At 73.9% G+C, this 10,225-nt stretch carries 9 protein-coding genes; 8 read left to right on the top strand and 1 reads right to left on the bottom strand.

The annotated features are described in order from the left end of the window. Positions 1 to 526: 526 nt before the first annotated feature. The 6 genes from M4D54_RS06965 (at position 527) to M4D54_RS06940 (ending at position 4,935) form a co-directional block, all read left to right on the top strand. The gene (locus M4D54_RS06965; protein ID WP_259890781.1) at positions 527 to 1,528 is read left to right on the top strand and encodes a hypothetical protein; all 1,002 of its coding nucleotides are present in this window, start codon (positions 527 to 529) and stop codon (positions 1,526 to 1,528) included. Continuing rightward, a complete protein-coding gene (locus M4D54_RS06960) occupies positions 1,525 to 2,754 on the top strand; it encodes a TadA family conjugal transfer-associated ATPase (protein ID WP_193865285.1) in 1,230 nt (409 codons plus the stop codon). The genes M4D54_RS06965 and M4D54_RS06960 overlap by 4 nt, the downstream gene beginning before the upstream one ends. Beyond that, positions 2,754 to 3,854 (top strand): type II secretion system F family protein, encoded by a 1,101-nt coding sequence (locus tag M4D54_RS06955; protein ID WP_193865284.1) that lies wholly within the window; start codon positions 2,754 to 2,756, stop codon positions 3,852 to 3,854. The genes M4D54_RS06960 and M4D54_RS06955 overlap by 1 nt, the downstream gene beginning before the upstream one ends. Positions 3,855 to 4,010: 156 nt before the next feature. Continuing rightward, positions 4,011 to 4,211: a DUF4244 domain-containing protein gene (locus M4D54_RS06950; protein ID WP_193865283.1), complete on the top strand. Its 201-nt coding sequence runs from the start codon at positions 4,011 to 4,013 to the stop codon at positions 4,209 to 4,211. Then, positions 4,208 to 4,606 carry a TadE family protein gene (locus tag M4D54_RS06945; RefSeq protein ID WP_193865282.1) on the top strand — a complete coding sequence of 133 codons (399 nt, stop codon included), beginning with the start codon at positions 4,208 to 4,210 and terminating at the stop codon, positions 4,604 to 4,606. Before M4D54_RS06950 ends, M4D54_RS06945 begins: the two co-directional genes overlap by 4 nt. Next, positions 4,603 to 4,935, top strand: coding sequence for an Rv3654c family TadE-like protein (locus M4D54_RS06940; protein WP_193865281.1), 333 nt, complete (start codon positions 4,603 to 4,605; stop codon positions 4,933 to 4,935). The genes M4D54_RS06945 and M4D54_RS06940 overlap by 4 nt, the downstream gene beginning before the upstream one ends. A gap of 141 nt (positions 4,936 to 5,076) precedes the next feature. On the opposite strand, the gene M4D54_RS06935 is transcribed toward M4D54_RS06940, so the two are convergent. Beyond that, positions 5,077 to 7,599, bottom strand: a complete 2,523-nt coding sequence (locus tag M4D54_RS06935) for a DEAD/DEAH box helicase (RefSeq protein ID WP_259890779.1) — start codon at positions 7,597 to 7,599, stop codon at positions 5,077 to 5,079. A gap of 39 nt (positions 7,600 to 7,638) precedes the next feature. Here M4D54_RS06935 and M4D54_RS06930 point away from each other — a divergent pair, with 39 nt between their 5' ends. Both M4D54_RS06930 and M4D54_RS06925 read left to right on the top strand, forming a co-directional pair. Beyond that, positions 7,639 to 9,282: a methyltransferase gene (locus M4D54_RS06930; RefSeq protein WP_259890778.1), complete on the top strand. Its 1,644-nt coding sequence runs from the start codon at positions 7,639 to 7,641 to the stop codon at positions 9,280 to 9,282. Beyond that, positions 9,279 to 10,175 (top strand): phosphatase PAP2 family protein, encoded by an 897-nt coding sequence (locus M4D54_RS06925; RefSeq protein ID WP_259890777.1) that lies wholly within the window; start codon positions 9,279 to 9,281, stop codon positions 10,173 to 10,175. The genes M4D54_RS06930 and M4D54_RS06925 overlap by 4 nt, the downstream gene beginning before the upstream one ends. Positions 10,176 to 10,225 lie beyond the last annotated feature (50 nt).

Here is a 10,225-nt window from a genome sequence, read left to right as displayed (position 1 = left end):
CGTTCCTTGCCCGGACAGAGGAGTCCCCGCATGTCGGTCCCGCGGTTTTCCCCCCCCCGGCCCCCCCCCCCCCGACGAGCCATGTGCAACGGGATCAGGCGTGCCATGTGTGATGGCTGCGGTGGCGCTTTCGACACCTCGCAGCCGGTCCGTTGCGGGGACCAGTCGCACGTGGGTTCCGTTGCCGGTATTCGTCGTTGTGCAGATCACACTACGTCGCCCCGGGCGAGCGCGCAAGGGGTGTGCGTGACCTCGGGTTCCTCCCCAATGCAGGGTTGTCCACGATCGGCGAGGAGCACTGTCGCCCTCCACTGGATGCGGCAACGATGGCCGCATGACCAGCACTTTCGCTCCATCGCAGGCCGCCGGCACCACAGCGGCGGCCTCGGCGTGGGCCACCGGCGCGACCAGGGACCTTCGTCCTGGGTCACGGGGGCCCCGACCCCGGTCCCGCTTCCCCCGCCTGCATGCACCGCAGCCCCCCGTGGACGGCAGCGTCCAGGAACGGGGCACGTGCGCTCTATGGGTGGGGCCGGCTGGCCCGCTGCGCGAACTCGCCCACGACCATGCCACCGCCGTCGGCCTGGAACTGGTGGACGCCGGATCGACCAACTCCAGCACGGTCGCGGTCGTGCTCGCCCAGGCGGAGACGCCTCTGGCCGATGATCTGCCGACGGTTCCCGAGGCCGCACTGCTGATGCTCACGGACGCGCCCACCATCAGCCAGGAGCAGTGGCGCTCCGCTCTCGAGAACGGGGCACGAGCAGTGCTGCGGCTGCCGGCGGAGTCCGACTCCCTGCTCACCCATCTGGCCCGTGCCGCCCGCCCCCGACGCCGCTCCCTGCTGCTGGGTGTGGTCGGTGGTTGCGGGGGTGCCGGTGCTTCCAGCCTGGCGGCCCGCCTGGCCGCGGCCGCCACACGCCACGGCAACGCGCTGCTGGTGGATGCGGATCCGCTGGGTGGTGGGCTGGACCTGCTGGTGGAGGCACCCCAGCACCCGGATGTCGGCTGGCAGGACGTGGCCACCGTCGGCAGCACCGACGGCGAAGCACTGCGCCAGGCGCTGCCGGTGGTGGACGAGGTGCGTCTGCTGGTCGCCGGCGACGGCCCCGGCCCGGACCCCTCGGGGCTCGAGCACGCACTCCACGCCCTCGAGCCCGCTGGAGGCACCGTGGTGGTGGACCTCTCCCCCGCTCTGGTTCCCGTCGCCGCGACGCACCTCGACCGTCTGCTCATCGTGGTTCCCGCAACCGATCACGCCGTCCGGGCCGCCGCACGTCGTCTTCGCCAGTGGGCGCTCCCGCACGGACTCTCCTCCGTGGCGGTGCGCAGGCGCGGGCCGCTCTCGCCCTCCGAGGTGGCAACCGATCTGCGCCTCCCCCTCGCCATGTCGTTCCGAGACAGCGCCCCGGGCGCCGTCCCGTTGCTGGACGTGCGCCGAGGCGGCGCCGATCGGGCCTGCCGCTCCTTCCTGACCTCCCTGCTCGAGGCAGGCGGGAACGGGAGCACAGGAGGGCTGCGCTCATGACAGCTCCGTCCCTCACCCCGCCGCCGGCTCCCCCGGAGCTCGACCACCTGCTGGAACTGGTGCGCGAGGACCTGGTGCAGCGCCCCGGCACGGTGGACGTTCCCCGCGTCGCACGGCTGCTGCGTCAGGACGGACGAGTACTGGGCGCGGCCTCCACTCTCGAGCTCACGGCCAAGGTGCGGGACCACATCGACGGGCTGGGGCCACTGCAGTCACTGGCAGGCCCCGGAGTCACCGACATCCTGGTCAACGACGACGGTCGGGTCTGGGTCGACGGCGAGCACGGACTGCGGGAGGCAGCGGTCCAGCTCGGCCCCGCCCAGGCGCGCGATCTCGCGGTGAGACTCGCAACGGCCGGGGGTCGGCGCCTGGACGACGCCGTGCCATGGGCGGATGCCCACCTGCCGTCGGGGATCCGGTTCCATGCGGTGCTGCCACCGCTGTCCACCGGCGGGGCGATCATCTCGCTCCGCCTGCCGGCGGCGCACCGGCTGGATCTGGATGGCCTGCAGCAGCTGGGCGCCTTCGGTCCGGAATTGCGAGCGGTCCTCTCCGCTGTGATCAAGGCACGGGTGCCCTTCCTGGTGACCGGCGGCACCGGAACCGGGAAGTCCACCCTGCTGGCAGCGATGCTGAGGGAGGTCCCGATGAGTGAGCGGATCATCGTGGTGGAGGACGTCCTCGAACTGGCCGTGGATCACTGCCATGTACTGCACCTGCAGTCCCGTCACGCCAACAGTGAGGGCGCTGGGGCGGTGGACCTGGCCTCCCTGGTGCGGCAGTGCCTGCGGATGCGTCCGGATCGCATCGTGCTGGGCGAGTGCCGCGGAGCGGAGATCCGGGAGCTGCTGCAGGCGCTGAACACCGGGCACGAGGGCGGCTGCGGCACCGTTCACGCGAACACTGCACAGGACGTGCCCGCACGTCTCGAAGCCCTCGGCGCTCTCGGCGGCCTTGACCGTGGCGCACTGGCGGCGCAGGTGAGCAGTGCCCTGGAGGTGGTGCTGCATCTGGGGCGCGACGGTGCACAGCGCAGGGTCGAGGAGATCGCTCTTCTGCACCGCGGCAAGGACGGTCTTCTCACCAGCACCACGGCGCTGCGCGCCCACGCCGATGGCCTGGTGGAGGGCCCCGCCGCCGCTGCCCTCGCGCGACGGCTCGACGCGGGCCGGGCATCCGTGTCCCCGTCACCGGCCGTTGCCCCTGCTCGCAGGAGGGCTGCCTGATGGGAACGGGTCTCGGCCCGGGCTGGCTGGTGGCACCCCTGGTGCTCCTGCTGGTGTGGGTGCTGGCGCCACCGGTGCCGGGCAGATCGCGCGGCCCCTCCTCCGGGAGGCTCACCCGCGCCGTGCGGCCAGGGGCCTTGGACATCGCCCTGATGGTCGAACGTCTGGCGGCCGTGATCGGGGCAGGATCCGGGCTGCGGCAGGCCTGGAGCGCCGTGGCCCGGTCCCTTCCCGACGGGGAGCTGGCGGACCTCGCGCGTGCCGTCGCGGCAGGCGGGGATCCACGACGCGTGGCGAGCGGGTCCCTGAGGGGGTCGCCAGCCGTCGGCTCCCTGGGAGCGGCACTGGCGGTGTGCGAGCGGACGGGGGCTCCTACCGCGGGGGTCCTGCAGGGACTGGCCACCGCGGTGCGAGACCTGCACGATTCCGCCCTGGCCCGTCGCACCGCGTTCGCGGGGCCCCGGTCCACTGCCCGGATCCTGCTGGTCCTTCCCCTCGCCGGGCTGGGCCTGGGCATGCTGCTGGGAGGGGACCCGCTCCGCCTGCTGCTCACCCCTGGAACGGGCACGCTGCTCGGAGGCGCCGGACTGCTGCTGACCGGAACGGGCTGGTGGTGGATGCATCGGCTGATCCGCCGAGCCGATCCACCCGCGGCCCAGGACGTCGACCCGTCCGTGGTGCTCGAGCTGATCGCCGGAGCCCTCGACGCCGGGTCTCCTCTGCCCACCGCGATCGAGGCGGTGGCGGCGTCCCTCTCCCCCGGTGCCGATGCCGAGGCCCTCGCGCGGGCGGCGGGGTCACTGCGCTCCGGAGTGCCGGCGGCGATCGCCACGGCCCAGCTGCCCGCGGAGTTCGCGGCGCTGGGGCAGTCCGCCGTGCTGGCCCAGGCCGCCGGGGCCGACCTCGCCGGAGCGCTGCGCTCCTCCGCCCAGGATGCCCGCCGAGGCAGGTCCCGCGACGCGGAGGAGCGCGCCGCCCGGCTGGCCGTGCGCCTTGTGCTGCCCACCGGTCTCACCCTGCTGCCCGCGTTCGTGGTGCTGGGGATCATCCCCACCGTCATGTCGCTGCTGGGCGGTGCCATCACCCTCACCGGGACGTGACCGCCACGTCCCCTCGCACCCCGGTCCCGCTCACCCGGGCCCGGTCGGGCTCCCCGCATCCGCGGGGGGTCCCCGGCAGCACGACGCTGCCCCGATCCGGCGACACCCGTCGCCTCCATCGGACGGCACCCGCCGTCCCTGACCGAAGGAGACACCATGTCCACGACGATCCGCACGATGCACCGCCGTCTCCGGCGTGCACTCAGCGACGAGACCGGCGCTTCGACCGCCGAGTACGCCATCACCGTGCTGGCGGCCTGCGGCTTCGCAGCGGTGCTGGTGGCCCTGCTGGCGTCCGGGGAGGTGCGCGAGCTGCTGCTCGGCATCATCACCTCGGCGCTCGCCTCGGGCTCGTGACCGCGCGGTCCTCCCGGTCGTCCCGTCTGTGGGACGACCGGGGGTCCGCCACCGCGGAGACCGCCGTCGTGCTCCCCGTGATCGTGGCGATGGTGCTGGTCATCCTGGTGGTGGGAACCGGCATCAGCACGCAGGTGCGACTCGAGAGCGCCGCCCGTGGGGCCGCCCGCGAGCTGGCCCGGGGGGAGGACGAGGCCACGGCCACCGCGACGGCACGTCGCATCGGCGGAGAGGACGTCACGGTCTCGATCGGTGGGGACGGCCCCTGGGTGCTGGTCACCACCTCCCGCACCCTGCACGTCGACACCGGCCCGCTCGCCGGTGCCCGGTGGGAGCTGAGCGCCGATGCCACGGCCCGCCGGGAACCGCACCTGACCGGGGCGGGGACACCATGAGCACGGGCGCGGCCGCTGTCCTGGCCTGGACCGGAGCGGCGAGCGCGGTGGTCGCCGGGGCGGGCCTGCTGGGTGGCGGGATGCTCGCCCAGGCCCGGGCTGCCACCGCCGCGGATCTGGCCGCCCTGGCTGCGTCCGACGCCCTGGCCGTCGGCGCGAGTGCGCCGTGCCAGGTCGCCGCCGAGGCCGCAGACCGCAACGGCGCGCTCCTCAGCTCCTGCCAGGTGCAGGGGCAGGACGTCCTGGTGCAGGTGGAGGTGAGGGCCGCTCCGCTGCCGGCGCTCGGGGCACGGGCGCGGGCCGGCCCCTCTCCCACGGACGTGCCGTGATCGTGCACCTGTCCCGGCGAATGCACGGCGGTCCAGCCCACAGCCTGCTACGTTCCTGCGCAAGGAGCGGGCGCCGGAGCGGGAGATGGAGCTGAGTGCCTGGTCACGGGCCCGTCGGCCGCAGGAAGGCCCGCGCGCTGATCACCCGGCCGGGTGCAGCAGTCCCAGCAGGCGCAGCGCCTGCGCCTTGGACAGCGGCTCATTGCCGTTGCCGCACTTCGGTGAGACCACGCAGGCCGGGCATCCCGCCTCGCAGCCGCACTCCCCGATCATGTCGGCCGTGGCCCGCAGCCAGGCGGCGGCGTCATCGGCCCCGCGCTCGGCGAAGCCGGCACCGCCGGGAGCCCCGTCGTACACGAAGATCGTGGGCTCACCGGTGTCCTCGTGATGGGCGGCGGAGACCCCGCCGATGTCCCACCGGTCGCAGGTGGCCAGCAGCGGCAGCATGGAGATCGCCGCGTGCTCGGCGGCGTGCAGCGCGCCGGGCAGCTCCTCACCGGGGATCTGCGCACCGTCGGTGGTGGCACGAGGGATCACCCACCACACGGCCTTGGTGGTCAGGGTGCGCGGTGGCAGGTCCAGGGGGTGCTGGGCCAGCACCGCCTGGGTGTACACGTCCCGCACCTGGTAGCCGGTGACCTGGTCGGTGACGTCCACGGTGCCGAAGCACAGGCGCACCCCGCTGGCCCATGCGGCCTCCCGGTCGGTCTGCCGGATGCGGATGGTGGAGGCGGACTGCGGATGGGTGGAGTGCAGCGGGTCCTCGCGGTGCACGAACGCCACCGCACGCTCCACGTCCAGCTGGCCCACCACGAAGCTCCTGCCCTGGTGCAGGTAGACGGCCCCGTCGTGCACCTGGGTGTGGGCGCTGGCGGCGTCCACCGTGCCCAGCAGGGTGCCGCTGCCCTTCTCCACGATCCGCACCGGCTCCCCGCCGCTGCCACGCAGATCGGTGAGGTGGTGCGCGGATTCGGTCATGGTCCAGTACCAGCCGGTGGGGCGGGCGCGCAGCACACCGCGCGCCGCCAGGGTGCCCAGCAGCTCCCGTGCCGAGGGGCCGAAGATCTCCTCCTGGCCCACCTGGATGGGCAGCTCGGCGGCTGCGGCGCACAGGTGCGGGGTCATCACGTACGGGTTCGCCGGATCGAACACGGAGGCCTCCACCTCGGCCCCGAACACCGTCTCCGGATGATGCACCACGTAGGTGTCCAAGGGATCCTCACGGGCCACGAACAGCGCCAGGGCGGCCCCACCCGCGTCCTGCCGGCGGCCCGCGCGACCGAACTGCTGCCACAGGGAGGCGCGGGTGCCGGGCCAGCCGGCGATCACCACGGCGTCCAGTCCCGCGATGTCGATGCCCAGTTCCAGGGCGTTGGTGGAGGCCAGTGCCCGCAGCTGCCCCGAGCGCAGGTCGTCCTCCAGGCGGCGGCGCTCCTCGGCGAGATACCCGCCGCGATAGGCGGCCACCCGCTGCGCCCGATCCGCCAGGGCGGCCGAGGAGGTCTGCTCGGCCTGCTGGTTCAGGATCCGGCGAGCGCCGCCAGCGACCAGCTCGGCACCGCGACGGGAGCGCGCGAACACCAGGGTCTGCACATCCTTGGCCACCAGGTCGGCCAGCAGGGCCGCGGACTCGGTGGTGGCGGAGCGACGCAGCGGCTCCTCGGTGCGACCTCCACCGGCCGCACGCGAACCCTCGACGGCGTGGCCCAGATCATCGGCGCCCTGGCCCAGCGGGCCGTGCTCAGAGCCTCGGGACCCGGGGGCGGAGCCGCCGGTGCCCGCGTGGCCGTCGGCCGGGCGGTGCCCGCCGTCACCGGCTGGACGGCGCCCGTCGACGACCGCCCGCGTGCCCGGTTCCCACAGCCCCACCGTGAGCCCCGTACGTGGCGAGCCGTCCTCCGTCACGGCCTCAACGTCCAGGCCCACCAGGCGGGAGGCGGACAGCTCCGGGTTGGCGGTGGTGGCGGAGGCCAGGATGAAGGTGGGCTCGGCCCGGTAGTGGGCGGCGATGCGCCGCAGCCTGCGCATCACCATCGCCACGTGGCTGCCGAACACGCCGCGGTAGCTGTGGCACTCGTCGATGATCACGTACCGCAGGGCCCGCCAGAAGCTCGCCCACTGCTCGTGGCCGGGCAGGATGCCGAAGTGGAGCATGTCCGGGTTGGACAGCACCACGGTGGCGTGGCGGCGGATCCAGCGGCGCTGCTCGGTGGGGGTGTCCCCGTCGTAGACCGCGACCCTGGCGTCCCGCAACCCGGCGCCCTCGGTCATGGCGGTGATGTTGGTGAGCTGATCGGCGGCCAGCGCCTTGGTGGGGGCGAGGTACAGGGCGGTGGCGCGGCGGGCCGCGGGATCCAACTCCCGGGCGCCGATGTCGCTGAGCACCGGCAGCAGGTAGGCCAGGGACTTGCCGGAGGCGGTGGCGGTGGACAGCACCACGCTGCGACCGGCGTGGGCGAGCTCGGCGGCCTGCTGCTGGTGGGTCCACGGAGCGGTGATGCCGCAGGCGCCGAGATGCTCCACCAGGCGCGGATCGGTCCAGGCGGGGAAGCTGCCACGACGGCCCGTGCGGGCGGGGATCCGCTCCACGTGGGTGAGGCAGCCGCTGCGCAGCGGGGGTGCACTGAGCGCGGCGAGCAGATCCTCCGCCCTCCCTGCGCGCATCCGGCACCGCCTCTCGACTGCTGGTGCACAATCGTAGCCATGCGCTCCGACACTCCTGCGGCGGCCCCGCAGCTGCTTCCCGACCTGGTGGAGGCGCTGCGTGGTGACCTGAGCCGGGCCCGGTACACCGTCGAGCGCACCGAACAGCTGCTGGGCGAGGTCGCCGTGGCGGCCCTGCACCGGGAGGACCCCCTGCCTGCGCGGCGAGCGCTGGCCGGGGCATCGGATCCGGCGGCGATCCTGTTCTCCCTGTTCACGCTGGGCGCGGAGTTGCCTGCCGCACGTGTGGCCGAGGTGCTGCCCACCCTCGGTACCGGGGGAGCGCAGCAGCTGGGGATCCTGGCTCCCGCCGCTGGCCGGGCCGCAGCCAGCGGGGCCCCCTCCCTGCTGCACGCGACGATCGACCTGTCCCCCTACTCCGCGCAGGACGACCACGGCCACATCGACTGGTGGATCGCCTCGGACCGTTCGGAGCTGGCCACCAGGGCAGCTCTGCGGCCCGACCACGTACTGGGTGTGGGCGGCGCCTCCCTCACCCTGGCGCGCATCACCCCGCGCGCGAGGGTGCGCCGGGTGCTGGACCTGGGCTGCGGCAGCGGCATCCAGGCGCTGCACGCGACCCGCCATGCCACGCACGTGATCGCCACGGACCTCTCCGAGCGGGCACTGGCCTTCACCGCCTTCAACGCCGCCCTGAACCGGGCGCAGGTGGAGGTGCGTCAGGGCTCGCTGCTGGACCCGGTGGCCGGAGAGACGTTCGACCTGATCGTCTCCAACCCCCCGTTCGTCATCACCCCGCGCACACCCGGCGACGACGCCGACCGCTTCACGTACCGCGACGGCGGCAGGGCCGGGGACTCGCTGCTGGCCGAGCTGCTGGAGGCGCTGCCCGCGCACCTCGCGCCGGGTGGCACCGCCGTGATGCTGGGCAACTGGGAGCGCTCGGGCAGTCAGGAGTGGGACCAGCACCCGCGGCGCTGGCTCGCTCGCGCGCAGGCCGAGGGCCTGGACTGCTGGGTGATCCAGCGGGAGAGCGAGGACCCCGCCCAGTACGCCGGCACCTGGGCCCGCGACGGGGGCATCACGCCCCGCGACCCGCAATGGCCCTGCCTCATCGACGGCTGGCTGGACGACTTCGAGAGCCGCAACGTGCGCGACATCGGCTTCGGCTACGTGCTGATGCGCCGCCCCTTGCCCGCTGCCCCGACCGACGCGGCCGCTGCCGAGGGATCGGGCCCGACTCCCGGCGCGCCCGCACCCGCCCCGGCGGGCGGACCCGCCGGCACCATGCGCATCGAGCAGGCCACCGGCACCGGCAGCGGCTCCCTGGGCGGGCACCTCGCAGCCGGACTGCGCATGATGCAGCGCCTGCGCGCCCTGGACGATGCGCAGCTCGCCCGAACCCGGCCCCGACGCGCCGCGGATCTCATCGAACGGCGCCACCTGGTGCCCGGCGCCTGGGACCCCAGCCTGATCGAGCTGGTCCAGGGCGCCGGTCTGGCTCGCACGATCCCAGCGGATCAGGTGCTCGCAGCAACGGTGGGGGCTCTCGACGGCACCCTCACGCTGGGGCAGACCATCGGTGCAGTGTGCGCCCTCACGGGGGATGACCCCGATCAGGTGGAGGAGCGTCTGATGCCCCAGCTGCGCGAGCTGCTGCTCACGGGGATGCTCGAGCTGTGAGGCGCGGGCCCGCAGTCCCGGTGCGCCCGGTCGTCAGCGGCCTGCTGGCACTGGCGTTCGCTGCGATGGTGGTCCTGCTGGCCCGGGTGGCGGTGGGCACGGCATCCGGGCAGCGCCTGGACCAGCTCACCCTCAGCGGCGCCCAGCTGGACACCGGCCTCGTCTCCCAGGCAGTGGGTCTGGCGGCCGGAACCGTCAGCCTGCCGGTGGTGCTCGCGGCCCTGGCCTGTGTCGCCGTGATCGCGGTGCTGCGACGGCGCGTGGACCTGCTGATGCCCCTCGGCGTTCTGGTGGGCGGCGCGAACCTCAGCACCCAGGTGATCAAGCACCTGGTGGTCACCCGGGACGTCCTGGGGCCGGGCATCGACATCACACCCAACTCCTTCCCCTCCGGACACACCACGCTGGCGGCCTCCACGGCGGTGGCACTGGTACTGGTGGCCGGCAGGGCACGGGGCCCGGTGGCGGTGCTGGGGACGGTGTGGACCGCGGGTGCGGGCATCGGCACCCTGGCCCTGGGCTGGCACCGCGCCAGTGATGTGGCCGGGGCTATCGCGGTGGTGGCCGCCTGGACCTTCCTGATGCTGGCGGTGGACGGCACGGTGCAGCAGCGTCGGGCCCCCTCCCCCGCCGATCGGGACCCCCTGCCGCCCGGTGAGGCGTTCATCGCGCTGCTGCTGGCGATGGCCGGGTGCACTGCGCTGGCGCTGGGCGTGGTGGCCCTCACCGCACTGGAGCTGCCGCTGGTGCTGCACGAGCCCGCCCATCAGCAGGCCGCGTACCGCACCACGGTGGCGGTGATCTGCGGCGGGACGGCACTGTGGATGGCGCTGGTGCTGCTGCTGCGCGCCCCGGAACCGCGCAGGAGGACTGCATCGGAGCGTGTACCGTGAACCATCGCCGGGCGGGGAACCCCTCGCCGGCGACCCTGGTCCCCGGTGGC

Origin of the sequence: Brachybacterium sp. p3-SID1565, assembly GCF_025143785.1 — a bacterium.
GTDB classification, from domain to species: Bacteria; Actinomycetota; Actinomycetes; order Actinomycetales; family Dermabacteraceae; genus Brachybacterium; species Brachybacterium epidermidis.
Note: the sequence above shows the minus strand (reverse complement) of the source record. Positions and strands in the feature narration are given on the sequence as shown.

Coding starts and splice junctions, on each gene's coding strand:
- M4D54_RS06960 (WP_193865285.1), top strand. CDS start 1,525: ATGACAGCTCCGTCCCTCACCCCGCCGCCGGCTCCCCCGGAGCTCGAC.
- M4D54_RS06955 (WP_193865284.1), top strand. CDS start 2,754: ATGGGAACGGGTCTCGGCCCGGGCTGGCTGGTGGCACCCCTGGTGCTC.
- M4D54_RS06950 (WP_193865283.1), top strand. CDS start 4,011: ATGTCCACGACGATCCGCACGATGCACCGCCGTCTCCGGCGTGCACTC.
- M4D54_RS06940 (WP_193865281.1), top strand. CDS start 4,603: ATGAGCACGGGCGCGGCCGCTGTCCTGGCCTGGACCGGAGCGGCGAGC.
- M4D54_RS06935 (WP_259890779.1), bottom strand. CDS start 7,599: ATGCGCGCAGGGAGGGCGGAGGATCTGCTCGCCGCGCTCAGTGCACCC.
- M4D54_RS06930 (WP_259890778.1), top strand. CDS start 7,639: ATGCGCTCCGACACTCCTGCGGCGGCCCCGCAGCTGCTTCCCGACCTG.